Source organism: Methylobacterium sp. J-001, assembly GCF_022829565.1.
GTDB lineage: Bacteria > Pseudomonadota > Alphaproteobacteria > Rhizobiales > Beijerinckiaceae > Methylobacterium.
The window spans coordinates 1-24448 of sequence record NZ_JAKSYN010000022.1; the positions used below are offsets into that span (position 1 = coordinate 1).

Annotated in this window: 32 protein-coding genes; 19 read left to right on the forward strand and 13 right to left on the reverse strand. The window is 63.1% G+C overall.

Translation table 11 applies throughout. The features are described from left to right. Positions 1-644: 644 nt before the first annotated feature. Entirely contained in the window at positions 645-1847 is a 1203-nt protein-coding gene (locus tag MKK65_RS00650; protein ID WP_243954416.1) for a flagellin, read from the forward strand. Between the two features lie 225 nt (positions 1848-2072). Then, entirely contained in the window at positions 2073-3011 is a 939-nt protein-coding gene (locus tag MKK65_RS00655) for a glutathione S-transferase family protein (protein WP_243954418.1), read from the forward strand. 97 nt (positions 3012-3108) lie between these two features. On the opposite strand, the gene MKK65_RS00660 is transcribed toward MKK65_RS00655, so the two are convergent. Next, a complete protein-coding gene (locus tag MKK65_RS00660; RefSeq protein WP_243954420.1) occupies positions 3109-3354 on the reverse strand; it encodes a hypothetical protein in 246 nt (81 codons plus the stop codon). 14 nt (positions 3355-3368) lie between these two features. Then, complete coding sequence (locus MKK65_RS00665; RefSeq protein ID WP_243954422.1) at positions 3369-3626, reverse strand: hypothetical protein; 258 nt, start codon at positions 3624-3626, stop codon at positions 3369-3371. Between the two features lie 270 nt (positions 3627-3896). On the opposite strand from MKK65_RS00665, the gene MKK65_RS00670 reads away from it, so the two are divergent. Both MKK65_RS00670 and MKK65_RS00675 read left to right on the forward strand, forming a co-directional pair. Next, complete coding sequence (locus tag MKK65_RS00670; RefSeq protein WP_160329321.1) at positions 3897-4049, forward strand: hypothetical protein; 153 nt, start codon at positions 3897-3899, stop codon at positions 4047-4049. Between the two features lie 62 nt (positions 4050-4111). Continuing rightward, positions 4112-4369 (forward strand): hypothetical protein, encoded by a 258-nt coding sequence (locus MKK65_RS00675; protein WP_058191732.1) that lies wholly within the window; start codon positions 4112-4114, stop codon positions 4367-4369. Positions 4370-4438: 69 nt separating this feature from the next. On the opposite strand, the gene MKK65_RS00680 is transcribed toward MKK65_RS00675, so the two are convergent. From MKK65_RS00680 to MKK65_RS00695, 4 genes are all read right to left on the reverse strand, one after another. Continuing rightward, on the reverse strand, positions 4439-4750 hold the full coding sequence (locus MKK65_RS00680) for a hypothetical protein (protein WP_058191731.1): 312 nt from the start codon (positions 4748-4750) through the stop codon (positions 4439-4441). Positions 4751-4781: 31 nt separating this feature from the next. Then, on the reverse strand, positions 4782-4976 hold the full coding sequence (locus tag MKK65_RS00685; RefSeq protein ID WP_243954424.1) for a hypothetical protein: 195 nt from the start codon (positions 4974-4976) through the stop codon (positions 4782-4784). A 91-nt stretch (positions 4977-5067) separates the two neighbouring features. Then, positions 5068-5415, reverse strand: coding sequence for a hypothetical protein (locus tag MKK65_RS00690; protein ID WP_058191730.1), 348 nt, complete (start codon positions 5413-5415; stop codon positions 5068-5070). Positions 5416-5857: 442 nt separating this feature from the next. Further along, a complete protein-coding gene (locus MKK65_RS00695; protein WP_243954426.1) occupies positions 5858-6190 on the reverse strand; it encodes a hypothetical protein in 333 nt (110 codons plus the stop codon). A gap of 257 nt (positions 6191-6447) precedes the next feature. Here MKK65_RS00695 and MKK65_RS00700 point away from each other — a divergent pair, with 257 nt between their 5' ends. Further along, positions 6448-6741 carry a hypothetical protein gene (locus tag MKK65_RS00700; RefSeq protein ID WP_243954427.1) on the forward strand — a complete coding sequence of 98 codons (294 nt, stop codon included), beginning with the start codon at positions 6448-6450 and terminating at the stop codon, positions 6739-6741. Positions 6742-6787: 46 nt separating this feature from the next. Here MKK65_RS00700 and MKK65_RS00705 read toward each other — a convergent pair whose 3' ends face one another. Further along, positions 6788-7171 (reverse strand): VOC family protein, encoded by a 384-nt coding sequence (locus MKK65_RS00705; RefSeq protein WP_243954429.1) that lies wholly within the window; start codon positions 7169-7171, stop codon positions 6788-6790. Between the two features lie 48 nt (positions 7172-7219). After that, positions 7220-7459 (reverse strand): 3',5'-cyclic-nucleotide phosphodiesterase, encoded by a 240-nt coding sequence (locus tag MKK65_RS00710; protein WP_243954432.1) that lies wholly within the window; start codon positions 7457-7459, stop codon positions 7220-7222. Positions 7460-7539: 80 nt separating this feature from the next. Between MKK65_RS00710 and MKK65_RS00715 the strand changes: the two genes are divergently transcribed. Further along, positions 7540-7785, forward strand: coding sequence for a hypothetical protein (locus MKK65_RS00715; protein WP_243954434.1), 246 nt, complete (start codon positions 7540-7542; stop codon positions 7783-7785). Between the two features lie 71 nt (positions 7786-7856). Here MKK65_RS00715 and MKK65_RS00720 read toward each other — a convergent pair whose 3' ends face one another. Together MKK65_RS00720 and MKK65_RS00725 are read right to left on the reverse strand one after the other, a co-directional pair. Next, positions 7857-8354, reverse strand: a complete 498-nt coding sequence (locus tag MKK65_RS00720) for a DUF892 family protein (RefSeq protein WP_243954436.1) — start codon at positions 8352-8354, stop codon at positions 7857-7859. 44 nt (positions 8355-8398) lie between these two features. Beyond that, the gene (locus MKK65_RS00725; RefSeq protein ID WP_243954438.1) at positions 8399-8788 is read right to left on the reverse strand and encodes a hypothetical protein; all 390 of its coding nucleotides are present in this window, start codon (positions 8786-8788) and stop codon (positions 8399-8401) included. Between the two features lie 127 nt (positions 8789-8915). On the opposite strand from MKK65_RS00725, the gene MKK65_RS00730 reads away from it, so the two are divergent. Continuing rightward, positions 8916-10412, forward strand: coding sequence for a hypothetical protein (locus MKK65_RS00730; protein ID WP_243954440.1), 1497 nt, complete (start codon positions 8916-8918; stop codon positions 10410-10412). An 87-nt stretch (positions 10413-10499) separates the two neighbouring features. Here the strand turns inward: MKK65_RS00730 and MKK65_RS00735 are convergent, their stop codons facing one another. Then, positions 10500-11843, reverse strand: coding sequence for a tyrosine-type recombinase/integrase (locus tag MKK65_RS00735; RefSeq protein ID WP_243954442.1), 1344 nt, complete (start codon positions 11841-11843; stop codon positions 10500-10502). A gap of 102 nt (positions 11844-11945) precedes the next feature. Between MKK65_RS00735 and MKK65_RS00740 the strand changes: the two genes are divergently transcribed. From MKK65_RS00740 to MKK65_RS00750, 3 genes are all read left to right on the forward strand, one after another. Beyond that, complete coding sequence (locus MKK65_RS00740; protein WP_243954444.1) at positions 11946-12590, forward strand: hypothetical protein; 645 nt, start codon at positions 11946-11948, stop codon at positions 12588-12590. 21 nt (positions 12591-12611) lie between these two features. Continuing rightward, the gene (locus MKK65_RS00745; protein ID WP_243954446.1) at positions 12612-12848 is read left to right on the forward strand and encodes a DNA-binding protein; all 237 of its coding nucleotides are present in this window, start codon (positions 12612-12614) and stop codon (positions 12846-12848) included. Between the two features lie 184 nt (positions 12849-13032). Next, on the forward strand, positions 13033-13284 hold the full coding sequence (locus MKK65_RS00750; protein WP_243954448.1) for a DUF6074 family protein: 252 nt from the start codon (positions 13033-13035) through the stop codon (positions 13282-13284). A 994-nt stretch (positions 13285-14278) separates the two neighbouring features. Here MKK65_RS00750 and MKK65_RS00755 read toward each other — a convergent pair. Beyond that, positions 14279-14743, reverse strand: coding sequence for a hypothetical protein (locus tag MKK65_RS00755; RefSeq protein ID WP_243954450.1), 465 nt, complete (start codon positions 14741-14743; stop codon positions 14279-14281). A 99-nt stretch (positions 14744-14842) separates the two neighbouring features. Between MKK65_RS00755 and MKK65_RS00760 the strand changes: the two genes are divergently transcribed. The 4 genes from MKK65_RS00760 (at position 14843) to MKK65_RS00775 (ending at position 17917) form a co-directional block, all read left to right on the forward strand. Next, the gene (locus MKK65_RS00760) at positions 14843-15145 is read left to right on the forward strand and encodes a hypothetical protein (RefSeq protein ID WP_243954452.1); all 303 of its coding nucleotides are present in this window, start codon (positions 14843-14845) and stop codon (positions 15143-15145) included. Between the two features lie 25 nt (positions 15146-15170). Next, entirely contained in the window at positions 15171-16238 is a 1068-nt protein-coding gene (locus tag MKK65_RS00765) for a phosphoesterase (protein WP_243954454.1), read from the forward strand. Next, a complete protein-coding gene (locus tag MKK65_RS00770; protein WP_243954456.1) occupies positions 16235-16924 on the forward strand; it encodes an SDR family NAD(P)-dependent oxidoreductase in 690 nt (229 codons plus the stop codon). Before MKK65_RS00765 ends, MKK65_RS00770 begins: the two co-directional genes overlap by 4 nt. Before the next feature lie 246 nt (positions 16925-17170). Next, positions 17171-17917, forward strand: a complete 747-nt coding sequence (locus tag MKK65_RS00775) for a hypothetical protein (protein ID WP_243954458.1) — start codon at positions 17171-17173, stop codon at positions 17915-17917. A gap of 503 nt (positions 17918-18420) precedes the next feature. Here MKK65_RS00775 and MKK65_RS00780 read toward each other — a convergent pair. After that, positions 18421-19992: an ABC transporter substrate-binding protein gene (locus MKK65_RS00780; protein WP_243954461.1), complete on the reverse strand. Its 1572-nt coding sequence runs from the start codon at positions 19990-19992 to the stop codon at positions 18421-18423. Between the two features lie 789 nt (positions 19993-20781). Between MKK65_RS00780 and MKK65_RS00785 the strand changes: the two genes are divergently transcribed. The 5 genes from MKK65_RS00785 (at position 20782) to MKK65_RS00805 (ending at position 24400) form a co-directional block, all read left to right on the forward strand. Then, positions 20782-21054 carry a hypothetical protein gene (locus MKK65_RS00785; RefSeq protein WP_243954463.1) on the forward strand — a complete coding sequence of 91 codons (273 nt, stop codon included), beginning with the start codon at positions 20782-20784 and terminating at the stop codon, positions 21052-21054. Positions 21055-21071: 17 nt separating this feature from the next. Then, complete coding sequence (locus MKK65_RS00790) at positions 21072-21296, forward strand: hypothetical protein (protein ID WP_243954464.1); 225 nt, start codon at positions 21072-21074, stop codon at positions 21294-21296. A gap of 1504 nt (positions 21297-22800) precedes the next feature. After that, positions 22801-23337 carry a hypothetical protein gene (locus MKK65_RS00795; protein ID WP_243954466.1) on the forward strand — a complete coding sequence of 179 codons (537 nt, stop codon included), beginning with the start codon at positions 22801-22803 and terminating at the stop codon, positions 23335-23337. Positions 23338-23850: 513 nt separating this feature from the next. Then, positions 23851-24216 carry a helix-turn-helix domain-containing protein gene (locus MKK65_RS00800; protein WP_243954468.1) on the forward strand — a complete coding sequence of 122 codons (366 nt, stop codon included), beginning with the start codon at positions 23851-23853 and terminating at the stop codon, positions 24214-24216. Continuing rightward, a complete protein-coding gene (locus MKK65_RS00805; RefSeq protein ID WP_243954469.1) occupies positions 24206-24400 on the forward strand; it encodes a hypothetical protein in 195 nt (64 codons plus the stop codon). The genes MKK65_RS00800 and MKK65_RS00805 overlap by 11 nt, the downstream gene beginning before the upstream one ends. Positions 24401-24448: the final 48 nt, after the last annotated feature.

The window sequence follows — 24448 nt, forward strand, 5'->3', positions numbered from 1 at the left end:
CAATCGCCGCGATCACGCGTTCTCGCAGATCCATCGATAGCGCTGACGGCATCCCGACCTCCTCGGAAAGCCCATCATCGAATCAGATCCGCAGACTGCCCGCTACCCCCAACGATTCAACCCAGCCGGACACGGCTCTAAGCGTCAGGCGCATCGAAGTCGGAACGGCCGGGGCCACGCCCCGGCCGTTTCCGTTTGCGCCGTCTTCATTCGGATCCCTCGGGTCCGGTATGATCTCCGGGCGATCGACCTGGAGCCGGTCCATCCCGTCCGCTTATTTCGCGCGGATGAGGAGTCGATCCCGTCCGCGGCGTTCGACCGGGCCCGCATGGGCGTCCCGGACCCCGATTTATTCAGGCCGGAAACAAGATGACCGGGCGTGGGACAACGTGCCGATACGTTTTTATGAAACAATAGATCAGATCATTGAAGACTTGATATCAGACGATTGGTTTGAATAATAATGTTGTCTGGCATCCGATACGTCAGATGGAAAATCGTTTTTAAAATCGTCACCTATCGTCCATTAACGATTTTTGCGAAATATGTCTGGGCGGAAATAAAATTAATATCTCCGCAGGTTGCCGGACGATACGGGAATGAGCCGCCAATAAGACGGCCCATCGATCAAAAGGATCGACCTCATGTCTTCCAGCGTTACTCTCACCGCCGCCACCCGCCAGAACCTGCTCTCCCTGCAGGATACGGCCTCGCTGACCGCGACCACCCAGAACCGGCTCTCCACCGGCCTGAAGGTCTCCTCGGCCCTTGACAACCCGGTGAGCTTCTTCACCTCCCAATCGCTGAGCCAGCGCTCGGGCGATCTCGGCAACCTGCTCGACGGCATCTCGAACGGCATCCAGTCGATCCAGGCCGCCAACCAGGGCATCACCTCGATCCAGAAGCTGGTCGATCAGGCCAAGTCGGTCGCCAACCAGGCGCTGTCCACCCAGATCACCACCACCGGCACCGCCTCGACCGCCTATTCGGCCCCGGCCGCCAACACGACGCTCAACCTCTACGTCAACGGCTCGGCCACCACCGTGTCGCTGGCCACCGGCGACACCCTGGACCAGGCCCTGACCAAGCTCAACGCCGCAATCGGCGCCGGCAGCTTCACCAGGAGCACCGACGGCACCAAGGTCGTGATGAACGCGTCCTCGGACTTGGAATTCAAGGACACGGCCAGCCAGACGGCGCTCGGTTTTGCAGCCGGCACGGCGAATTCCGGGCCCAGCTACGGGACGAGCACGCTGACCACCATGGCCAGCCAGAGCTCGGACCTGAGCGTGTCGGGCGTCTCGGCCCGGACCTCGCTCGCCACGCAATACAACAGCCTGCTGACCCAGATCGATCAGCTCGCCGGCGATTCGAGCTTCAACGGCACGAACCTGATCAACGGCAAGAGCGACAACAACAACCTGACGATCAACTTCAACCCGAAGGGCAACTCGAACCTCACGGTCACCGCGACCGACGAGACCTCGAGCGGTCTCGGCCTGAAGGCGATCACCAGCACCTCGACCAAGACCTCGACGATCGGGCAAGGCAACTTCCTGCTCAACACCGACATCAACACGACCCTGAACAACCTGACGACGGCGTCCAACCAGCTGCGCACCGATGCGTCGACCTTCGGCTCGAATCTGTCGGTGGTGCAGAACCGCCAGGACTTCAGCAAGAACCTGATCAACGTGCTCGACACCGGCTCGTCGAACCTGACGGCGGCCGATCTGAACCAGGAGGCTGCGAACTCGCAGGCCCTGTCGACCCGCCAGTCGCTAGGCATCTCGGCCCTGTCGCTGGCCAACACCGCCCAGCAGGGCATCCTGCAGCTGCTGCGCTAAGCATCGGCGATGTGACGTTGGAATGGCCGGGCCGCGTCCCGGCCGTTTCCGTTTGCGCTTTGGCCGCCCGGAATGCGACCGCGGGAATACCGTACCGCGTCCGGGTCAGCTGCGCCTGAACGGGGGCGCCCTGCGACGACGCGCGCCCCCGCCGGCTCCGCCCTCGGGAGATCCGGGCTGGTTCGGACGCCGGCCCGCACCAGTTTGTGGGGCCCGGAGTATCCCATGCCCCAACCCGCACTCGTCCTGCATCACTACGGTTCCTCTCCGTATTCGGAGAAGATCCGTCTGGCCTTCGGCATCAAGGGCCTCCATTGGGCTTCGGTCGAGATCGCGGCACTCCCGCCACGCCCCCTTCTCGATCCGCTGACGGGCGGATATCGGCGCGTGCCCGTGCTGCAGGTCGGGGCCGACATCTACTGCGACACGAACGTGATCCTTCCGGCCCTCGACCGCCTCGCGTCCGGCCCGAGCCTCTATGCCGGCCTCCCGGCCGGGTTGTCCAAGGCGGCGACCTTCGGCTTCGAGCGCGACGTATGGCTTGCGGCGATCGGCGTTCGCGTTCACTTCACGGGGGATGGGCCGGCCGATTTCCTGCGCGATCGCAAGGAGGATTATCTCTACATCGACATGAGCCATGCGGCGATGGAGCCCGATTATCTGCGCCATCGGCAGCGGGTGGCCGCGCATGTCGCATGGCTCGCCGACGCCCTGTCCGATCCCGGGCGGCCGTTCCTGGGCGGCAACCAGCCGGGGGCTCTGGATCTCGGGTATTTCCACGTCCTGTGGCTCATGCGGAACGGGCCGCACGCCGAGGCGGTGGATCACGCGCTCGGCCTGGAGCCGATCCTGCCCTGGTACGCCCGCGTCACGGCCCTCGGCCACGGTCGGCCGACGGCGCTCTCGCCCGAGGCGGCGCTGACCCTGGCGCGGGACGCCGAACCAGCCCCGATCGAGATGCGCGTCGCAGGGATGGAGGCTCCCGGCCTGGCTGTCGGTCGTGCGGTGACGGTCACGCCGGACGATTTCGCGCGCATCCCGGTTCGCGGAAGCCTCCTCGCGCTGGACGCCGAGCGCATCGTCATCCGGCGTGAGGATGAGAAGGTCGGAACGATCCACCTTCATTTCCCCCGAGCCGGCTTCGAGGTCGCCGCAATCGCGTAACCGGGATCGATGCAGCCCACCCTTGCGGCCCGCGCGGCGGTGGCGGCCGACCAACGCAGTATCGGCGGCCGGCAGCGCACCCAGGACACAGTATCGTCTACTCGGACGTCGCCTCTTCGCCATCCTCGATCCCGAGCGCCGCCTTCTCCGCCAGCAACGTCGCCAGCGCCGCGCGGATTTGCTCGCCCTGCTCGCGATAGGGCTGGTCAGAGGCGGCGATCATCGCGCGGCGATAGCGGTCTTGGATTGCAGCCAGCTGCGTGGCCATGCCGACCTTGGCCGGCGCCTTCTCGGCCGGCTTCGGCTTGGCGGGCGCCTTCCGGGGTGGCTTTTTCTCAGGCATGGCGTTGCGTGACCTCAGGTGTCCGCGGCGTCGCTCTCAACCGGCTTGGTTGCCTCGTCGGAACCAGTCTTGTTGGCCGCGTGGTCCTGGTACTGTTCCGTCTGAACCGTCTTGCTGTCGAGACCGCGCTCGTCGTCGTGCTGGGCCTTGTCGCGGTTGCTCAGCACCGCGTTCTCTTCCAGGACGCCCTCCGGCAGATCGGTCATGGCTCCCGAGCCCGATCCCTTGCCCTGAAGGCCGGGGTGCATGCCGTGCTTGCCTGCATTCGCCATCGTCGTTCTCCCATGCCGAGGGCAGACAGGCGCCCCCGTTGATCGAGCGGGGCCAACCGGTCGGCATGGCGCCCGTTCCCGCGTCACGCCAACGCGGCACCGATGGCCGACCGGCATGCCCGGGCGATCGACCGCGCACCGGCGCTTCGTATCCCGTCAGCGGATCGGGCCCGGAACGAGCGGGCCATGCGTGAGGATCGATCGCGACAGCACCGGATGGGAACGCCCAGGCTCGCGGCGCGTAGCGCTGATGGAACGGAGGCGCACATCATGAGTCACGCAGACACCCCGATGCCGGGCGAGGATCCGGGCGCCCTGATCGAAGATCCGTCACGCCTTGATGAGATCGAACCGCCGCCCAAGCCCACCGTGCCGACAGAGGACGATCCCGAGGTCGAGGACACCGAGGTGCAGCCGACCTGAGCCAAGCCTGAGCCAAGCCTCCCACCTGCTGCCCGAAGGCCCTCACGAAGAGCGTCCCGCCCATGATCGAGCCGAAGCGTCCCGAGACCGATCCCGCCGAGACCCCGCCGGGGGAACGCGCCTATGCGGACCTGCCGGTCCGCGGGACCTCACAGGGTCCGCGCTCGCTCGGCGCCTCCGAGCCTGGGGACATGGGTGCACCACGAAACGATGAAGTGAAGCGGGCGAGCGAGCACGGCGGCACAGACGCGCCCGCTGAGCGGGCTGCCGACGATGAGGCGTTCGACGAAGCCCGCGCGGCAACACGGTTGCGGACGTGACCGCCCGTGAGGCGCCGCGACCGATCGGTCGATCGCGGTCCTCTGCCACCGCGACAGACGATCGGGACGTCAGTACCGGACGTTGGAATAGCCGTTCCCGCCCCGGCCCATGACGCCCTGGATGACCGCCTTGGTCGAGGGGCTGATCCCGCCATCGCTGCGTAGCCGCCGCCCATCCGCGCGTTCGACGCGATCGAATTCCGGGCCACACCGTTCCAGGGCGGATCGGACTTTGGAGGCCGGCGTCGCCCCGCGTTGCGGGCCGGCGCCGTTCATCTCGAACCGCAAGCAGGAGGCCAGATACCCTTTCACGTCGTCGAAGGCCGCGGCGTGAGCCGGCGCCGAGAAGAGGACGAGAAGCAGTACGGATCGGATAAGCATCGGACGCTCCGGTCGAGGCTGGACGATGCCTTCAACGCACGAGCTGAGCATTGGTCGCCGACGCCTTGAGGGGGTTACCACGGATTGCCACCAGCCTGCCCCCCAGCTTGGTTTGCCGGCGCGGCCTGTTCAGGCGCAGGCGCGCGATGCAGCGGGCCGGCAGCCCTTCGGTTTCAGCCATCCTCACGGACGTCGTCTCGCGGTGGAGGCGCAGCGGATCGATCACCGGGTTCTCGGAACCCGATCGCCCGGTTACGAGCCGGCCGGGAGCGTTCCCGGACGCCACCCGTCGCCCCCCCCGCGCCGTGAGCCGTTGATCAGCAGCTCAAACGACGGCCTTCGGCCATCCCGACCTTCCGATAGTGATACAGGCCGGATTTGACCTGACCGCTGATGACAGCCCGGCGCACGTCCGGATTGCAGCGCAGATATTCCATCTCGTCGAATGCGTAGTCCCCGCGCCCGCCTCTCTGGCCGCGGTCATAGTCCCGTCCGTAGTCGCGGCGATCGCGGTCATCGTAATCTCGGCCGCGGGGACCGTAGTCGCGACGGTCGGAGTCACCGCGGTCGTAGCCGTAATCGCGCCCGCCATAGGGCTGTGCCAGGGCCGGAGCCAATCCGCCCAATAGCGCCAGACCCAGAACGGTCGCCGAGATCACCTTCATGGGGCACTCCTCATCGTTGAGAGCCGAGAACGCTTTCGGTGAGCGGTGGTTCACGGCGTTGGCGGAGCTGCTGGCCGACGGGATCCAGTATGCCGCTCAAATCGCGCCGCCAGCCCATACGGGTCGCTGGAGCAGCCCGATCGTAGCCCTTCTTTTGCGCGCGTCTCCCAGCGACCGCCTCCGCGCCCGCGCGCGGAACCACGGGTGGCATGCGCTATACCGAAGCGTGTGATCGTCTGGGATCGCCGGCAGACCGTACCTGCCGGCTCTGGTCGCAGCGCACCGGCGCACGGCCCAAGCGCGGAGCGATACCGCAGGCTGGTGCCCTGCCCCTCCTCAAGCGCTGCAAAAACCTCGTCCGCCAGGGCGCGTCGTCGGCGGCTGCGCCGACCGTACCCCGCGCCGTTTTCCGTCATGAAGACGCCGCCGGAGGCTTCCACGCTCAGTCGCCAGCGCCCTCACGTCGCTTAACCGCACCGAGGAATTGCGTCAGGTGGACGACCGCATCGTCACCCTCGGACGCGGCCGGAGCAACGTCAGAGACCGCCTCGACCTGTTCGATGCGCCGCGCCACTTCCATCAGCACATGCTCGACGGCGGGCGGCCAGGCGACGCCGTTGTCCAGAAGCATCCGGGCGGCCCTGACGAGCATCGTGAACTGCTCCGGCGGAATCGTCGTACCTGCTGCATTCTGGGCAAGGATGCGGTCGGCGATCGCTGTCGCCAGCCGAGCGACCTCGGCCACCTTGTCGGGCTCAGCGTGGGAGCCAATCACGTCCGGTAGCCCTCCGTCTTCAGGCGCTGGATTGGAAGCTTCAGGAAGCGCGTCCAGTCATATCACGGTTTGAAATTCTGTTGACCTGCGCTTGCTGTGCCCACGATGGCCCTCCGAATCAACGCGGAGAGCGTTCGGGAGGTGCGCAAGGCCGGGATGTCGCCCGCTGGTTGGACCCAGCCGTTCGCGTCACGGTACCGGCAGGCTCATTCCGGGCATGGCGAGGAAGACCCGGCCTTTGGCTCAACGGCGACTGCGTGCAGGATGATGCGGCACTGGACATCGTCTTCAGCCATTCGCAGGTGGCTGATAAGCTGACACCAGTGCGCCGCATCGAACGGCAATCGCGTGCGGCCAACCGGCGCTGGCGGACGCGCAGGACGACGAAAGATCAGCCTGACGCGGGTCCGGCGTGTCCGATCGATATTGCTGGTGACCGCGCGGCGCGATCGCTTGACCGTTCGCGGGGCCGGTGGCTCACCGCCGACGATCGGCCGCGGCCTGACACGCTGGAACGGCCGCAGGCCGAGCCGACCATCCCACCCCATTGATCATAGGCTGGCGAGGGCGGCCAGCGCCGAGCCACATGCGTGGATATCAGCCCGTGATCCGGTGAACAGCGCAGAGCTTGTTGCCGTCCGGGTCTCGAAGGTAGGCGAGGTAAATAGGACCGGAGGCGCCGCTGCGCTCACCCGGCGGGTCCTCGAGGGTGGTCCCACCGTTGGCGACGCCGGCATCGTGCCAAGCCTTGGCGTCCTCCGGGCTTTCCATGGTGAACCCGATGGTGCCGCCATTCGCCCCGGTCGCGGACTTGCCATCGATCGGCTTGCCGATGAGGAAGCGCCCGCCCCGGTGCGCGTAGATCACTCGACCTTTCGCATCCGCGACGCCCGGCTCTCCGCCCATTGCCGTGAACAGCGCGTCATAGAAGAGTTTCGATCGGGCTATGTCGTTACTGCCGACCATCACATGGCTGAACACGCAGGCTCTCCCTGGCCTCGAGGCGTCTCGATTGCGGCGAGGGCGATTCTACTTTCCGCCACCGCTCTTGTAGGCATCGATGGCACGACGGCAATTCGGCGACATCTGGCTCATGTTCTTCTTGAAGCAGGCGTCCATCTGCGGGCTATTTGGGTCAATGCCGGCGCAGAACGTGATGGCGTCGCCCGCACAATAGGTCTGCAAGTCCTCATTGCCGCGTTTGGGCGTCTGAGCCGAAGCGGGAGCGACGATCGCGAAGAGGCTGAGGGCGAGGATAAAGCTGCGCATGCACGCTATATAGGCGCCCTCGGATCGCTGACGAGGCCCAATCGGCGCATCGGCCTTGGTCGCCGCTCCAGAGGATGACCATGGGCCCGTCCGAACCCAAGCGTCTGATCTACGCCAGTCCGAACGGCGACCGTTGGCACCTGCTACGCGCCCCCGCGACGGGGCTCAGTTTCGTGCGACACACCGGCAATATGGCGTCGGGCAGCCACGTGACGGATTTCAGCCTCGCCACCTTTCTCGCCTCCGGTCGCAACGGCCCGGAGCATCAGGCGCTCCGGCGACTGATCGGCCCCCTTGTTGGTGCCGCCGGCCCGCGGCACCCCTGATCGCCATCGCATCGTCAGGACGATGCCGCCGCCCGGGGTGATCACGGGCGGACGGGGATGTGCAGCGTGCGCTACGCGGACTTGCGCTCGAGATAGGCATGAACGAGGTTCGGCAGGTTGCTGCCCAGCCAATCGCCCATCTCCTGCTCTTCCTTCATCGACTGCTCGAGCGTCGACGTGTCGTCGCCGGCGCCGGCCGCATCGGCGAGCGCAATCAACACCTTGTAGGAGCTGATCTCGTAGGCCTTGTAGCCGATCGCCGCGAGGACGTTCTTCAGGACCTCGTCATCCGCACCGACATGGATGAAGCCCGCGACCGTGGCGACGGCGCCGGTCACAGCCTGCTTGATCACAGACTTGCTCGACCCGTGCTTGGCGAGGAGATCGTCGAGCCTGGCAGCCTGCGTCACCGACCGCTCGTGGTCGGCCTTCATCTTGGCGTACAGATCCGGATAAGGCTCCATCCGGGGCATCTCATTCTGGATGGTCCCGACGGCCTGCATCTCGACGGCGTGCTGATTGCGCAGCCCTTCGAGATAGAGATCCATTGCCTGCTTCACGTTGCTCATGGCTTGATCCTTCGCGGGATGATCCGACGCGTCAGTGCGCAGGTTCAGCAGTTGTCGGCGCCGGGCTTTACAGGCTGACCCTCGGGCGCCTTCTTCGAGCCATCATTCTTCATGCTGGCGGCACCGACGTTGTTCAGCGCGCCAACCGTGCCCGGGGATTCACTCTTCGCGCCGGGGCTCACCTTGGCGGTCGTGCCGCCATCGACATTCGAGCTGGTATCCTTGGATGCGCCGGCCATGTTCGTCGTCGTGCCGACGTTGCACGGCGCAGCAAATACACCCGTCGCAGATAGAGTGACTGCCGCGATGACGACGCCAATATTTATAATTTTGGACACGGGCCCTCCAAGATATTTGGTCCGTGGGAAGAGATCCTGGAGGCCGATGTTCCTGCCGAGCCGGTGTGACAACTGCTCGCGTACAGGGGCATCCACCCTCTCCCGCCTCCGAATCCCGCCCCGCCATCCGTCCCGCGAAGGCAGATGTGCTCGCAGAGCCGGCGCACCCGAGACGCCGATGCCCCCTGCGGCCCGGCCTGTTCGCGGGCGTCTGCGAGCCATTATGTCGCGATCGACCGGCGGGCACCCCGCCATCTATCCAGGTTGCGAGCCGAACCGCGGCGAAGGAACGATCGTGACATCGAAGCTGCTCGCTCTGACGCTCAGTGGCGCCGCAATCGCCATGGTGGTCCTGTTGCCGCCAGCGCAGGGCGGCTGGAAAGGGCCGGAGGCCCAAGCCCTCTTCGTCAACGAAGCGAACCCGAAGGGCTACAACTACGCCCCGAGCGTCATCACCGAGAACGGGCAGACCGATTTCTGGTGGTGCGGACAAGGCAAGACCGACGTCATCTTCCACCGCTCATACAATCCGGAGACGGGGTTCTCACCGGCCCGGATCGTCTTTCAACCCACGCCGGGATCCTGGAACCGCCACTACGTCTGCGATCCCAGCGTGATCAAAGGCCGCTTCCTCAACCCGGCGGATGGCCATCGATACAGCTACGCCATGTACTATTCGGGAGCAGACAATCAGCCCGGCAACAACAATCAGACAGGCTTGGCTTTCTCGAACGACAAAATCAGCTGGGTCGATTACCCGACGCCCGTCATCGCACCACTCAACCCGGCTGTCGCGCAAGGAAACTACGGCACGGGGCAACCGGCGACCGTCAACGTCGATGGTCGTTCCAGCCTGTACGTCTTCACCACGGATCTGACCGGGCCGCAGGGCATCAGCGGCTTTGGCGATCTCTACGTCCGCCATACGGCCGATGGCGTGCATTTTGAGCCGCCGGTGCGGATACCGAACGTGGCCACGGACGGTACGACCATCAACCCGAACTCGGATTTCGGCTACGACCCGTCCACGGGCAACGTCTACGTGATCACCGGCCTGCCGGGGCGCAATTGTCAGCAGGTGGCCTGCAAGGACTCAACCCGCAACCCAGACCGCGAGACCTACCAGATGGGTCTCTTCACGATGCCGATGAAGGCCCTCCTGAGCGGAAGCCCGGCCCGGTGGTCCCCCCTCGGCTATCTGAACTCCGACGTCACGGGCTTCTACCTGAACCACAGCCCCGGCTTCCAGCGCGACCCCTCCGGCACCATCACGCCCTTCCTGCCGAACGTCACCGTCTTCTTCTCGGGCGGTGACCCATACCCCGGCACGTGGCGGATCACTTCGGCGACGCAGACAAGCACCTCTGACCGCGCCCCTCTGAAACGGTCCCGTGGCCCCGGCGGGCACTGGGTGACGACGGGTTACGTCGCACCCGGCTACACCTTCGAGGCCCATGTCGGCTCATTGTTCCTGCTACCGAAGCCCGGCACCTCCAAGCTCATGAGCTGTGTGGCCGGGGCGGATCATTTCCTCAGCCGCGATGCGACCTGCGAGGGCCAGACCCCCTTGGGACAGACCGGCTATCTCTACGATACCCACCAGCCGGGAAGCCACGCCATCTTCCGGTGTAATGCCGGCGGTCACGATCATTTCGTATCAGCCGATGCGGGATGTGAGGGGCAATCGACCGAAGGTGTTCTCGGCTACGCACTCGACTGAAACGATCGGGCGCACCAGAAATGCTTGGCGACCCCGGTTGGGCTCGAACCAACGACCTGCCCCTTAGAAGGCGGCTGTTGTGGTCATCTAAGCCGTTGCCGGCGTGTTCTTTTTTATCGCGTTGTCGTTACCGTGTTGCGTCGGTGTTGCTGGCTCGATCGCACCGAGCACAGAAAGCTCGCCCGCAGTGACTGCCCGGCGGTCCGTTCGCCCAGCCCTGAACAAGTGCCCATAGACGCGCTGGGTGAACTCGGGAGACTCGTGCCCAGCCCATTCCGACACCTGCCCGATCTTCGCACCTTCATCGATCCACAGGGACACGGCAAAGTGGCGGAAGCTGTGCGCCGTCCATCGTGGAGACCCATCGGCCGCCACGATGCCGAGGACGACCTGTAGGGGCCCGAGCTGCCGATTGACGATGTTCGGGTAGCCGATTGGTGTCCCGGTCTCCGAGGGGAACACGAGACCACCCTCCCCTGCCGTCCTTGCCCGCCAGTTTCCTAGGATCGTCGCGAGTTGGGGGCCGATTGGCACGCCGCGCAGCGCAGCCGACGTCTTCACTGTGTCCCGAACGTTGTAGCGGTCGACTCCCTCGCGGATCTGCAGGTGTTCTGGCTCAACGCTCGTCCAGGATAACCCGCGTGCCTCACCAATGCGCAGACCAGCGAGGGCCATTGTGGCAAGAAGCGGCCGCAGCCATGGCGTGGGGCGGAAAGTCTGGACCACCACCTCCGGGTGCCGCACGCGGAAGGCACGCGCCTCCCTTATCGGATGCTCAGCACAGACGCGCTGAACCTCGACGATACGAGCTCCCTCCCCTTGTCGTTCGCGAGCGATTAGGAACAGCGCTTCGGTGTCCGCGGCCGCGGCAAGCATTGCCCTGACGACCTCACGCTCTGGGATTCGGATCGTCTCCTCGACCTCACGGATCTCCGCGCGCCGGGTCTTTCGTCGGCTGCGAAGCGATCGAACGGGATTGGTGTGGGCGAGACGCCGGCGGATCGCCTCATCGAAGACAGCACCCAGCACGATCCTGGCACGCCGGCACGTGTCGTCGGTCCGCCCCTCGCCTTTAAGCCGCTCAAGCCAGTCGCCGATGTCTGCCGGGTGTAGCTTCGGCAGCAGCCGCGAGCCCAGGTACGGCTTCACGTGGCCACCGTAATAGACGCGGTAATTGTGCAGCGTAGCACCTGCAGCCTTATCCGCCTCCAACGCCGAAATGAGCAGCGCATAGGCGTCATTCACCGTGCTTGCTTGGCGATCCGGAACGTGGGTGCCAGCGGCAACCTCAGCCTTCGCACGGGTGAGGAAGGCGTCCGCATCGCGTTTGCGTTCGAATTGCTTGAAGCGGCGCTTACCACCGCTGTCAATGTATGCAGCCAGCCAGACGGTTTTCCCTGACGGCAGCGTTCGTTTCCTGATGGTCGCCATTCCAAGCCTCCTGGCTCGATGCCATACCGGCAGGAGGGAGCGTATCACGCTTCTTTCAGAATTTTCCAGATAGCGCTTGACGCTCTATCGGAATTATCCTTATTGTCGGTTCTTGCGATGGCGCTCTTTCGAGACCTTATCAGTTCCGTCGCGCAGGCTGAAGGCCTGAGCGAGATGACTGTAACTGGTATAGGCCAGTATCTTCGTGATGCAGGCTATATTTCAAAACATGGTCGCGGAAAAGCAGCTGCTCAAATGACATCAGCTGATGCAGCAAACTTGTTAATAGGCGTAAACGCGAGCGATCTAGCGAAAAATGCTGTCGAAGCTGTTAAGTCTTACAGCGAATTGAGGATCGTCCGAGAAGGAAAGAACGGTTTCAGCGATAAGACCATAGGAGCGGCGTTCTCAAGATCTACGACACTGGCAAATGCAATTCGAATTGTGATTGAATCTTTCATTCCTTCGTCTGATGGCCGCACGCCATTTGACACAGAAATCGGAGCCTCAAAACACAAGGTAGAAATTGGTTTTGGACGACCCGTCGCGTCGGCGTTCATCAGTGTCTCGGAGGTTATACCTCCGTCTCCGGTAAATCCATTTCTGTGGCTGGAGCAGATAGAGCCAATCTGCTTCGGTCATTTCTGGGCCAGCAAGCAAATATGGACTCAAGTATCTGGTCGACGAGACCTTACAATAATTAGTAGCGGCGCGCTAACCATGATCGGAAACGCGCTCTCAGCTTAAGGAATTATCGAAATGACAAGTATGACCACGCGCCCCTCGGGCGCGAATGATACCGGCTTGCCTCTTGCCCAGGATTTGATGTCCGGCGCTGGAGCTATCGCACAGTTCATGTTCGGGGATGATGCGGAGGCCAATCGGCGGAAGGTCTACCACGCAGCTGACAAGCTCGGACTGCCCTGCTTCAAGATTGGCGGCACCTTGTGCGCCCGGCGTTCAACGATCTTGAGCTGGATCGAACGGCAGGAGAATGCCGCATGAAGGCCGCCGGTACAGTCCGCGGAGATCGCAGCATCTACGCTGGCAGGTCCCTTCTCGGAACTACTCGCAGCACCACAGGCGGCGTCATGGCCTTCGATGCCGATGGCAGAATCATCGGCACCTTTCCGAATAAGAAGGCTGCTGCTGCCGCTCTCGATCGGCCACTTTGCCCCGGAGGTGGATTATGACGGCGATCGTCCTTCCCTTTCGGTACGCCCGCCGTCTGCCGCAGATCAGAAAAACGGCGGCCTACATGGCAACGGTCCCTGCCAATCATGCAGAAGGCCACCTTCGCGAACAGCTCCGGCGTCTCGAAGAGGGGCTCCGCAAGAAGGGGGTTACCGAGCCACTCATCCGGGCCGAGGTCGGATCATACGAGGGTGCAATTCGTGCACATCTCTGGCGCCTCCTAATCAGCCAAGGAGGTGCAGCGTAAGCAAGTCCAACAAGACTGGCCGCTCTAAGGGTGAGGGTCGGTACATCGCGCTACGGCATTGGCTGTACGACAGCTGTGCTTGGCATTCGCTATCGGCGGGTGCTCGTGCCGTCTACCTCATGCTCCAGCGCAGGTATGCTGGTCCTGGCAGCAACAACGGAAGCATCCCGCTTTCCATTCGAGAGGTGGTTGACGAGTTTCATGTTGGGAAGAGCACCCCTCATGGTTGGTTCGTGGAACTCCAGGAGCGTGGCTTCATCGAGGTGGTGATCCGGGGCACATTCTCCCGCAAGGACCGACGTGCCACGGAATGGCGGCTAACTGAATATGTATGCGACTCGACGGGGGAGTTGCCGTCCAAGCTGTTCATGAGGTGGCAGCCCGGAAGCAATTTCACGGTTCGCCCTCAGGTACACTCGGTCCTCCCTGGCGAACCAAACGGTATCTGTAGGCGAACCGTACACCTACAAAAGGCGGCTCACGGTATCTGAGGCCGAACCGTCAGAGCTGAAAACTTACGTCCACGGTTCGGCTGCAGGTACACTGTATAGTCTACCAGTCCCCGGAGGGATCGCCTGAGCGTTCCCGATGCACGCCGACTGCCGGCTCTGCCGAAAATCACGAGACCATTCGCTCCGACGGCGTGTGCTGCGCATCTGTGGTCCGTCGGAACCAAAACGGCCGAGGAAGCCCCTGCCAGGGCCCCTCAGCCTGATCACGAACCCCAGGAAGGAATTTCGATGACTGAATCAGCCTGTACCACAAAGCCTGAACAATTCGGAGCTGATGCGCCGAAAAGACGTCGAACGGTTCTGATTGGCGCCGCCATTTCGCTGACCGGCGTGTTCGAGCGGCCAAGGTCTGATCAATCAGCTCGATCGGCGCAGCGGGACGCTAATTTAATTAGTCATTGTTTGCTGAAGGGACGCCGGTGATGTGGCGGCTCTTGATCCTGCTGATCGTCGCGCTGCCCATGCTGTGGGTCCGTCGTTGCCTATGGCCCTGGTGGCAGGAGGCGCTCGCTCACTGGGACCGGCGCGCTGCCGGTCATGCGGAGGCTCGTGGCGATACAGATGCGGCGATCGCCCATCTGGAGCGCGCTGAATACCGCCTCGGCCGAGCGATCTGCGCTGTTCATGGACCCTGAATCAAATCGCCCATGCCGGTTCGGCGTGGGCGGCCGCCATATCGCATCGTGGAGGTTGAACAGATGAGCGGCGTTCGCATCGCCCGGAAGGTGGGAATTGCAGGTGAGCGTGATCACCGCGCAATCGTCAGCACCATGATGGTGAATGGCAGGCCTCAGGTCCGCCTCCGCCTCCGGGCGGGCGCCGGTGAATCGTCGAAGGCCACTGATCGGATTGAACTCACGGTGGCTGGCGCAGATGCGATGATGGCAGCGATTCGAGCGGCCATTGAGGTAGCAGGACTGGATTCGGATTTCGACGACATCCACCATCCGATCACTCGTTCGCCTGAACGCTGACGCCTGCGTCAAGCGGTTCGGCAACTCTGCCCTCCTGATGCGGTTGCCCGGTGCCACCCGGAGGAAAACCGCATGTCCGAGAACAATCACAACCAATCGGCCAAGGCGCAAAAGGCTGAAGAAGTGCAGGCGGCTGGAAGCGCCGAGGCCGGGGCCGGTCATTCCGATGTGACCGAGGGCGGCAAGGCTGAATCGCCGACCAATAGCAAAGGGCATCCGAAACAGGCGGCTTCCACCGCGGCCACCGACAACTCGCCGGAGGCCGGCACTTCGTCCGCCACCGCCGGCAAGGCCGAGAAGCTGGCGGCGGCTGAAGATGCGGCGATGACGAAGGAGCAGCACGGCCGCGGTCGACGCAAGGCGGAAGAAGCCTGAGGCAGCTATCCAGGAGACGACGGCCATGGCCGATCTCGCCGCCCACGGGGCAACCTTCGCCAAGGCCGTCTCGAGTTTCGGACCGGAAGCTCCGGCGATCCTCTGCCATGACGATGCCGATGGCTTGTCCGCGGGCGCCATCCTGGCGAGAGCTTTTGAAAGGGCTGACCGCGGCCCCGCCCATGTCCGAGTGATCGGTCGTGGAGAGTCTGCCTGGTCTACCGCGATCCGCGATGAGCTCGCACCGCTCGCCCCTGGTGGCATCGTGGTGACCGATCTCGGCGTCCAGGCCGGCGCCATCCTGCCCGGCGTGCCCACGATCCTGGTCGATCATCACGTGCCCCGCTCGATGCCTGGCAAAGCTGAGGCCGCAGTGATCAGTGGTCATGCGGATACGCCGATCCCGACCTCAAGCCTGCTGGCCTATGCCTGCGCGTCCTCTCTCGGAGGAGCTGATGATTTGGCTTGGCTCGCCGGGATTGGGCTTGTCGGCGATCTCGGAGAACGGGGGGCGAGCGCTGATTTTCCCGATGTGATGGCGCCTATCAAGAAGACGCACACGGCCAAGGCCCTGCGAGAGGTGGTGAGCCTCGTCAACGCACCCCGACGCTCTGCCTCCGGCGATGCCGGTCCCGCCTTGCGATTGCTCCTACGGGCTGCCGGGCCCGCCGATATTCTGTCCGCCGCAGATCCGGACGCTGAAGCTCTGCATGCCGCCCGGGCCGAAGTGAAGGCCGCGCTTGATGCTGCCCGTGCGGTGGCGCCGCTTTTCGCCGGGTCGGTGGCGTTGATCCGAGCCGACTCGCCCTGTCAGATCCATCCGCTCGTGGCGCAGTCCTGGACCCACCGTCTGCGCCGACAAGTGGTGATCGGCGCCAACGCAGGCTTCCGATCTGGTTACGTCCACTTCGCCGCGCGCAGCGCCACCGTCCCGGACCTGATCGCATTCCTGCAGGAGCGTGCGCCTGAGCTCGGTGCTGATGACCAGTTCGCACAGGGGCATCGCCGCGCCACCGGCGGCCAGGTCCGTGTGGAGACCTGGAATCGGTTTGTGTCGGGCCTGGGCTTCGGCCCTGAGGCCTTAGTCTCATGAGCCAGCGCCGTGCGTTGATCGTCGGGGCGTCACGTGGGCTCGGTCTCGGGCTCGTTAGACGGTTCCTCGAATGCGGATGGGACGTCACCGCGACGGTGCGGCGTCCATCCGAGGCGCTCGCTGAGCTCAGCGCCACCGGTCCCCTGCGTATCGAGGAAGGCGTCGACATCGACGATGATGCAGCGGTGCTACGGCTTCGCACAGCGCTCGTCGAGGTGCCTGATTTCGACCTCGTGTTCGTGGTCGCCGGTGTGGCTACCCAAGCCGGCACGCCGGCCGCCCTGTTGCCCCGCGAGGTAGCGACGGCAACCTTTCAAACGAATGCCCTGAGTCCGATCCGCTTCGCCGAAGCGTTTCACCGGCGCATCAGGCCGGGCGGGCTCATCGCGCTGATGACGTCGAAGCTCGGCTCGGTCTCCCTGAACCGTGGCGGCGGCTGGAGCAGCTATCGAGCGAGCAAGGCGGCGCTGAACACCCTCGCGCGCTCGTTCATGGGCCAGCACTCAGGAGCAGATTGGGGCCTGGCGTTGATGCATCCTGGTTGGGTCCGCACTGATCTTGGCGGACGTCGAGCGACGCTGGATGTCGAAACCAGCGCGCGGGGAATGGTCGAGGTGCTGGAAGCGCGTCTCGGGCAGCGCGGCTGCGCTTTCCTCGACCATACGGGCCAGACCGTGCCTTGGTGATGTTGGCGCTGCATGCAGCGTCGCGTTTCGAGCGCGTCGGCCGGGGACGAGCGGCTACATGAAAGGGCTCGTAAGACGGCCTCCAATCAGGGCGACCGCTACGGCGCCACGAACGTAGTTAATTGAATGATGCTTAACCGATGCCGGTGTGCGCTCAATTGCAGATTTACCATCTCAGGCAACTTAACTGGTTTCGCCGAAACCAATTTTACTCAGTAATTTCTGCTTAAGGTGTGCGGCTGATAAGTGGCAAACCTGCCCAATTTGCAAAGTCTCGCCGCCATGTTTGCGACGTGTCTCACCCTCTGGGTGACAGCAGTCTTACTGCTGCTCGCCTATCTGCACCTGCACGCTCGCGCGGCGACGCGGTGTCGTGACAAACTGGGTCCATACGCCGAGCGCCTTGTCATCGAGAAGCGCTGGATGGAGCGGCATGCCAAAAGCAGAGCCGAGTTCCAGGCTCGCTGGGACCACGAGGTCCGGCAGCTTCATAAAGCCCACGTCTCCCGGCCGGTCCGCCTGATCTATCGCCTGAACAGCTTCGAGCGAACCCTCAACGCAACGTTCGCCACCATCCTCGGGGATGAAGTCGCCTCGTGGACTTTCGCCGATCGGATGAGCTTCTCGCCCGCAAGCTACGAGAAGCTCATGCTGCGATGCCTTCGGTCCATTGGCTGGCGGCTCGATTATCAGGACGGAGAGCATTTTGTTCTCATCCGCGATCGGAAGCGCGTCATCGTGCACTTGGTGTGGGCGGATCGCGACCTTGAATGCCTCCCGGTTGGGGAGGTCGCGGCGGCTGCGAGCCGCATCGGCTGCTCGGCCGCGTACGTGATCACCAACGGACGCCTTGGCGGCGCCGCGAGTGCGATGGCCACAGAGATGAACGTTGTTGCGCTGCATTGCTCGCAGCTCGACTTGGTGGCGCCACGGGCGGCAGCTTTCAAAGTAGTCCGGTCGACGGCAAGGGAACGCATGCGCTTGGCAGCCTGATCGCGCTTTATCCAGGGCGTGCTTCCGTTCTGTCGCCGAACAGATTCCCTTCACGCCATCAGCATTGGCCTACGCGCGAAGTTTTCACGCGATCGCCTGCGTGGGTGTGATTGTTGGTCAACGGAATCGGTAGTGGTGAAATTATCGCGCACGATGCTACCGGGTTCGGTCAAATCTGTAACCGCTCGCAATTAACACTGCACCAAACGCTAGATGCCGCTCGCCTGATCGTCGATGCCATAAAAGACCCACATCGATATAATAGACGGTGCTTATCAATACGGGAAATGGGAGTTGCGTCTCGAACTTTTGTTTCAGAGTGTGTTTATCAGAGCGTTCGAAAGCTGCGGCGCGAGCGTCCACGCCTATTACGAGAACGACGCACCTGTGGGTATCTTCGTCGACTCAGACGCTGCGGCGCTCCTCCATCGCCTGCCGGTGGCGGGAGGATCCTTCGCGGCATCGCAGAAGTAGCTGAGGGTCTCGATCTTCCGCAGCACGTCCTATTCTTTTCGAAGGTTCCACAATATCGGGAACCCCAAAACGCGGCCGGTGAGATTGCGCCGATAGGAGGTCATCGATCGGTAGGAACCCACCGGCACGTAGACTACCTCATCAAGTGCAACGCGTTGCATTTCCGCACAGAGCGCCTTCCGAGCATCTACATCGGGAGCGGCAAACCAAGCGGTTCGAAGTTCCTCCAGTTTCGGAATCGACGGCCAGCCGAACCAAGCACCGGCGCCGTTGGCCCTGAGCGGTTGAAGCGCGGCCGGATCAGCATTGTCGAAAGACGAGAACGTGGTCAGCAGCACGGACCAGCCCCCCTTCTCGACCGGCTCGCGCGAAACACGGCGTTGGATGACCGTACCCCAGTCGCTCAGGGCCAGATCCACGTTGAAGCCGAGACGAGGCAGCAGATCGGCCGCCACCTGGGTGATCGCCGAGGGGGCCAGGATGTCTGTCGGACCGATCAGCCGAACCTTCGCGCCGCTATAGCCCGCGGCTTTCAGCGCCGCCCGCGCCTTCTCGACGCTACGCGGCCCCGTGAGCACCTCCATGCCAGCATCCGTCGCCATCGGCGTTCCTGGCGTGAAGATCCCGCACCGGTTGTCATAGTTGGCGGGATCATCACCGGCCACAGCTGCCATGAAGTCGCTCTGCATGATGGCCGGCAGCACCGCTCGACGCACGGCAACATCATCGAACGGTGGCTGCAGGTGGTTCATGCGCAGGATGGCTGGGTTGGTGAAGCGGTCGAGACCTTCCACGACGATGTTACGATTGCGGGCGAGGAGCTGCTGGAGTTCCGGCGGTGGCTGCTCATACCAGTCGATCTCGCCGTTCTGCAGCGCGGCCGCCGCGGTGGCACCGTCAGCGATGATCTGCCACTCGACCCGGTCGAAGTGAGCGATTTTACCGCCGGCGGTCAGGCTCGGGGCACCGGGGGCGGGCACGTACCCGCTGTGCCGCTCGTAGACCATCAGACTGCCCGAGTTGAACTCGTCCGCCTTCCAGCGGAACGGCCCGGAGCCGGTGGCGTCCGTGATCTGCTTGAACGGATCAGTCAGCGCGATCCGCTCGGGCATGATGAAGGCGGGTTGGCTGACGCTCGCTAGAGCATTTGGCAACAGCGGAAACGGCGCCTTAAGCCGAAACACGATGGTTGTATCGCCGTCGTGGCTGAGCTCGTCTGTTGCGGCCATCAAGGTCTGGCCGAAGCCGTTGCGTGCGGCCCAGCGCCTTATGCTGGCAACGCAGTCGCGCGCCAGTACAGGCGTGCCGTCGTGGAAGCGCAAGCCCTGGCGGAGGGTGATCGTGACCCTGCGACCGTCCGGCTCAACGTTGTAGCCAGCTGCCATCTGGAGCTTAGGCTGGAGGTCGGCATCAAGCCCGAAGAGCGTATCGTAGACGACGTAGGCGTGGTTACGCGTCACGATCGCAGTCGTCCAGATCGGGTCGATCGACGTCACGTTCGCTTGGGGCACCATGCGGAGCACCCGCGAACCTTGGGCTCGACCGACGATCGGCGCTGCCAAGGTGGAGGCGCCCGCGGCGAGGAACGTGCGTCGCTTCATCGTCGGCCTCCGCGTGGGATGCACAAGCTTTGCAACCATCGGACCAAAGCGAGAGGCTGGAGGCGATGAAACTCTTGTGCGGGAGGATGCCTTGCTCGGCCAGGATCGTGAGCGTCCACAACCGACACTGCATCAATTAGCGGAACCTGCTCGACCGATCCAGTGTGCTATCTATCGATACCTTCGTTATGATATACGATGTCTATCGATAGGGGCGATGCGAGATGCGTCTCCAACTCTTTAGCGACGGGGTGTTGATCGGCAGTGTGGTCCGCGGTGGGACACGCTGTGTGTACGCCTACGATTTCGAGGGAATCCCCATCGGGTCCTTCGTCGACATTGATGCTGCAGCTGCGGAGCTAGCGAATCGGCAGGTGGCAGCATGACGCCAAGACAGGCCGTCGACATCGAACGGATGCCACCTGGCGACCGTGGGCCGTTCTTGCGCAGTCTCGCAGTCCGCTACGGAGCCAGACGAGATGCCGCGCTCGCCTATGGGCCGGACTTAAGCGCAGGCCGAAAAGCTGCTCTGTCTCGTGCAGAGCGATCGCTGAGGAAAGTGCGCGCCCTCGCTCACCGGTACGGCGTCTTGCTCAATCGGGATAACATGGAAGTCGCACCGGGCGGCCTCACCGATGTCCAGAGGCGTGCCTTGGCTCAAGCGCTGGCCGACCCCGTCTCGTGCGCCATCCTCGCCAATGCAGCCCTCGCACAGGCCCAGCAAGGCAGGCCCGTATGACGCCGACGGTCGCCGTCCATTCGCCATCGGATCAATCTCCAGGCAATGGGATGTCGCGTCCGGCGATCCGGTCGGCCGATAGTTGGGGGCCGTTCGCTCCGGCTCTCGAAACTGGGGAGCGTGTCGCGCGCCTGCGCGTCCTACGAGCCGTCACCCATCTGCTGCTCGGGCCTCGCGGTCTCGATCTCCAGGATGCCATCCGGGCCACCGAGCAACACCGCACGATGGGCCGCTTGTCCGATGTGCTCAGCGAGATCGACGCCCTGGCCGCCAAGGACCGGCGGAACATCCTGACCAGCTACGCCGCGGTGACACGGCTGTAACCGGAGGAGCCCCATCCATGCCGGACCGGATTGTCAGCGAGATCCCGAAGAGCGCTCGCGAGAGCATCAGGGTGAGCCTGCGCGAGAAGGGCGGCACTCTCGGTTGCGATCTGCGCGTGGCCACTACCATCGGTCGGGGCCCTATGCGCGAGACGCCAAAGGGTATCAGGATACCGATCGAGCGCTTGGCCGATGTGATCTGCGCATTGGAGGAAGCCCGACGCCTCGCCCAGAAACTCTAGCAATTAGAATCTGGTGGCTGTGGGACCTGGCAAAAGCCACGTCCTGGCGGTTGCTCCGCCCATTTAGTTGAGATCTCAATAAGCAGGCGCTCAAAGGTTTATTACGCTCGGCCGCACATCGGGCATGTTCTTGGCGGGGGCCTGCCGATAATGGTCGCTGGAATGCTGCTGAATTATAACTGATCTGGGTCGCATTGGAGGTTGCAACTTTTAGGCCCCGTCATAATGCTGTTTCGTTGCAGCATGGGGCCGAGCCACAGCTATTAGGTGCGGGATCAGAAGCGCTTGAAGCGCCCGGGAAAAGCAGCCGTCCATCAGCCTATTGCCGGTTCAGAATTTCAATATGTCGCATATTTGAACTGTTTTCGATCTGATGCATTAGCCGCTTATGCTGAGGAACATCCCATTCACCACGCGGGAATTGCAACCCCTGGGCGTATCTCGCCCCCTCTCGATCGTACAGCGGGCCGAATATCCCTCAACCTTCACCGTTATTTCGCTCTCCTGTTTGTCCACGCTCGTACTGCTCGCTGCAGGTACTGCTTGGCTTGGATCGCCAGGTGATTGGCTTCCTCAAAAGGCTTTCGACAGTTCCGTCGGAACGGCTCCTTCGGTGGTATTCCCATCATGGGTGGAGGTCCCACATCTGACAGGCCCTCTTGCTCAGCAGGACGATGCCGCTGGTTTGATTACCGCGGACGGGCAAAGGTCATTCTTGGACCCCAACCCTTCCGACGCGACAGAGCAGCCCGTGTTTCTTGCTCCGCGCATCAATCCACGCGTTCCGCTCATTGGGCTCGCGCCGCTTGATACTGCACGTCTGTCACGCGAACAGCTCCCGGCCTGGAATGAGCATACAGAACATTCCCCAGCCAATACGGAGACGCCCACCCCTCTCACTAAGGTGCCGCCGCTCAGCACGGGCATTCTGCAGCCGACAGAAATCCGAACCGAGATTGCCCAGACGCGAACAGGTCCGCCGAACTCAGCAACTATTCCCGCTCCGCCGGCAGTCCCAGAGATAGCGCCTCCCCCGTCCGCGGTAGTCATGCGCCCGACATCGCAAGCCGAGGTATCTTCGTCGTCCAAGCCTGAAGAGGCTATCGGCCCGGGGGTTACGCAGAAAGCAATCGATCAATCCGCGGAGGTCCCGCCGGCGCAGCGAGATGTTTTAGTCCCATCGATATTGAAGCTTGTACCCACAAAGCAGGCACGATCGTTCAGGCGGCCGCAGCCCATAGCAACGATCAATCGGGGTAGAGCTCCCTACCGCGATACCGAGGAGACGGCGAGCATCGTCAGCTCGTCAAGGCATACACGGTCCCGGATCGACGTAGGCGCAGTCTCATATAGCTCTACGCATCGCGTATCAGCTGGGAACACAAGCTTCACCGCTCCGATACCAGCCTCGTCCCCACAGTGGATGTTGCCCTCGGTTTTGGCGCGAACGCCTTAGCTCGCCGCAGCGATCCGCGGTTTATCATTTTGAAAACAGAGAGACGTGATGTTCAAGCATTCAATCTGCGCAACCGCCATCGTATCATTCTTCGCTATACCTGCATCGGCACAGGAGGCGCCTGCAGTGCCTAGCAACTCTCCTTCCTCTTGGGAGAAGCCTTGGCATTTGCTGCCGATGGGACCTGATTCGGTGCCTGCCAATGAGCAAAACATCCTGTCGATGGTGCCAGGCACGGGACTAGTGATGGGTACATCTGCCGCTCTGGATAACATCGGACAAGCTTTGGCCGCAGCGCCTGGGCGCAACCGTACCGTTGAGGCCTGCCGCAACACCATCATGAGCAAAGCGAGCAAGGACGGTATGAAGGATGTCGAAGCGGTCTCAGTCGGTGAAGACAAAGTGGACCGGAAGGGCGATTATTTTGCACCCGTCCGGTTTCGCATCACCTACGAGCAACCCATGATGTATGAGGTGCGCGAAGCAACGATGATTTGTATTGTGAGCCGCAAAGGCGAGATCGTTGACGCTTACGTTCCGGCAGCCGATGAAGCACCTAAGGCCTGGACGTCGCTCCGCCCATGAGCTGCGTGTCGTAACCGCCATATCCCGTTGAGCTATTTCTTGCCGAAACTTCGACTTGGCAGGCCACGGCGTGAAGGCGGACGAGCACCACTCAACAGGTATCACATGTGGGCGTTGGCCCTCGTCATGAACTGCAGGGGATCCGTCATGGAAGTCAGCGACATGAAGAACCCGCCGTTCGTTCTGCGTGTTCACCTACCGTGACGGCCAGCAGGTCCTGGCAGAGGATGTGGAAACCGACATCGCCGCGCGTACCCGCTTTGCTTCGGCGATCGACCTCTGCAAGACGCGGGACGATGCGCACGCCCACCGTGTCAAACTGCGGGCCGGTTCAGACCTATTGGACTCCTGGCCTCCGAGCTCGAAAGACGCCGCTTGATTCGAGACACGGTTTCACGATACGTTCTCGTGTCGCCATCGGCATGAGCCGACGCTGCGACATGCCATAGGGCCACCTGAGACAGGGTTGGCCGCGGGCCCCTCGATCCGGATCAACCGGTGGAGCCCGCCCGCATGTTGCCTGAGACCGCAATCAGACAGAAGCCCGGTCGCAAGAGCACCATCGCCACGCACCCGCAGCGTGAGGCGATCGAAGCCGCCTGTGCTGCCGGCATCAGCCTTCGCAGGGTGGCCATTCGATTCAACGTCGGCATCATGGCCGTCCATCGTTATTGGAATGGCCTCGCCTTCGAATACCGAATGGCGCTCTCCGCCGCGGTGTCCAATCTGGACGATACCCGGTGGCGCGAGGTGGCGACCGGTCTCGCAGCCATCGCCCGTCGCCATCCCGATGCCCGAGCCGATCTCGACGCATTGGTCCAGCGCATCAGCATGCCAATCGCCGCCTCGGACATTGGAGACCGCGCCCATGCTGCGTGAAGCCATTGCCAATTGCCGGAATGCCGGAAGGGATAGGGGGCCTCGATTAAGGAATTGGATCGAGGGAGCGGCAACCGCATGGGAAGCCTTTTTCCGAGACGCGATCCGAAAAAAATTCCGCGGTGAAATAGCCCTGGCCCGCGCCTTCAATCGCGATCCGATGATTCTGGTCGGAGGCTTCTGATGGCCGCGGTCGAACAGCACGTGGACGAATACGTCTTCCGCTACACGA

Coding starts and splice junctions, on each gene's coding strand:
- MKK65_RS00650 (WP_243954416.1), top strand. CDS start 645: ATGTCTTCCAGCGTTACTCTCACCGCCGCCACCCGCCAGAACCTGCTC.
- MKK65_RS00655 (WP_243954418.1), top strand. CDS start 2,073: ATGCCCCAACCCGCACTCGTCCTGCATCACTACGGTTCCTCTCCGTAT.
- MKK65_RS00660 (WP_243954420.1), bottom strand. CDS start 3,354: ATGCCTGAGAAAAAGCCACCCCGGAAGGCGCCCGCCAAGCCGAAGCCG.
- MKK65_RS00665 (WP_243954422.1), bottom strand. CDS start 3,626: ATGGCGAATGCAGGCAAGCACGGCATGCACCCCGGCCTTCAGGGCAAG.
- MKK65_RS00670 (WP_160329321.1), top strand. CDS start 3,897: ATGAGTCACGCAGACACCCCGATGCCGGGCGAGGATCCGGGCGCCCTG.
- MKK65_RS00675 (WP_058191732.1), top strand. CDS start 4,112: ATGATCGAGCCGAAGCGTCCCGAGACCGATCCCGCCGAGACCCCGCCG.
- MKK65_RS00680 (WP_058191731.1), bottom strand. CDS start 4,750: ATGCTTATCCGATCCGTACTGCTTCTCGTCCTCTTCTCGGCGCCGGCT.
- MKK65_RS00690 (WP_058191730.1), bottom strand. CDS start 5,415: ATGAAGGTGATCTCGGCGACCGTTCTGGGTCTGGCGCTATTGGGCGGA.
- MKK65_RS00710 (WP_243954432.1), bottom strand. CDS start 7,459: ATGCGCAGCTTTATCCTCGCCCTCAGCCTCTTCGCGATCGTCGCTCCC.
- MKK65_RS00715 (WP_243954434.1), top strand. CDS start 7,540: ATGGGCCCGTCCGAACCCAAGCGTCTGATCTACGCCAGTCCGAACGGC.
- MKK65_RS00720 (WP_243954436.1), bottom strand. CDS start 8,354: ATGAGCAACGTGAAGCAGGCAATGGATCTCTATCTCGAAGGGCTGCGC.
- MKK65_RS00730 (WP_243954440.1), top strand. CDS start 8,916: ATGTCGCGATCGACCGGCGGGCACCCCGCCATCTATCCAGGTTGCGAG.
- MKK65_RS00735 (WP_243954442.1), bottom strand. CDS start 11,843: ATGGCGACCATCAGGAAACGAACGCTGCCGTCAGGGAAAACCGTCTGG.
- MKK65_RS00745 (WP_243954446.1), top strand. CDS start 12,612: ATGACCACGCGCCCCTCGGGCGCGAATGATACCGGCTTGCCTCTTGCC.
- MKK65_RS00750 (WP_243954448.1), top strand. CDS start 13,033: ATGACGGCGATCGTCCTTCCCTTTCGGTACGCCCGCCGTCTGCCGCAG.
- MKK65_RS00755 (WP_243954450.1), bottom strand. CDS start 14,743: ATGGTGGATGTCGTCGAAATCCGAATCCAGTCCTGCTACCTCAATGGC.
- MKK65_RS00760 (WP_243954452.1), top strand. CDS start 14,843: ATGTCCGAGAACAATCACAACCAATCGGCCAAGGCGCAAAAGGCTGAA.
- MKK65_RS00765 (WP_243954454.1), top strand. CDS start 15,171: ATGGCCGATCTCGCCGCCCACGGGGCAACCTTCGCCAAGGCCGTCTCG.
- MKK65_RS00770 (WP_243954456.1), top strand. CDS start 16,235: ATGAGCCAGCGCCGTGCGTTGATCGTCGGGGCGTCACGTGGGCTCGGT.
- MKK65_RS00780 (WP_243954461.1), bottom strand. CDS start 19,992: ATGAAGCGACGCACGTTCCTCGCCGCGGGCGCCTCCACCTTGGCAGCG.
- MKK65_RS00785 (WP_243954463.1), top strand. CDS start 20,782: ATGTCGCGTCCGGCGATCCGGTCGGCCGATAGTTGGGGGCCGTTCGCT.
- MKK65_RS00790 (WP_243954464.1), top strand. CDS start 21,072: ATGCCGGACCGGATTGTCAGCGAGATCCCGAAGAGCGCTCGCGAGAGC.
- MKK65_RS00795 (WP_243954466.1), top strand. CDS start 22,801: ATGTTCAAGCATTCAATCTGCGCAACCGCCATCGTATCATTCTTCGCT.
- MKK65_RS00800 (WP_243954468.1), top strand. CDS start 23,851: ATGTTGCCTGAGACCGCAATCAGACAGAAGCCCGGTCGCAAGAGCACC.
- MKK65_RS00805 (WP_243954469.1), top strand. CDS start 24,206: ATGCTGCGTGAAGCCATTGCCAATTGCCGGAATGCCGGAAGGGATAGG.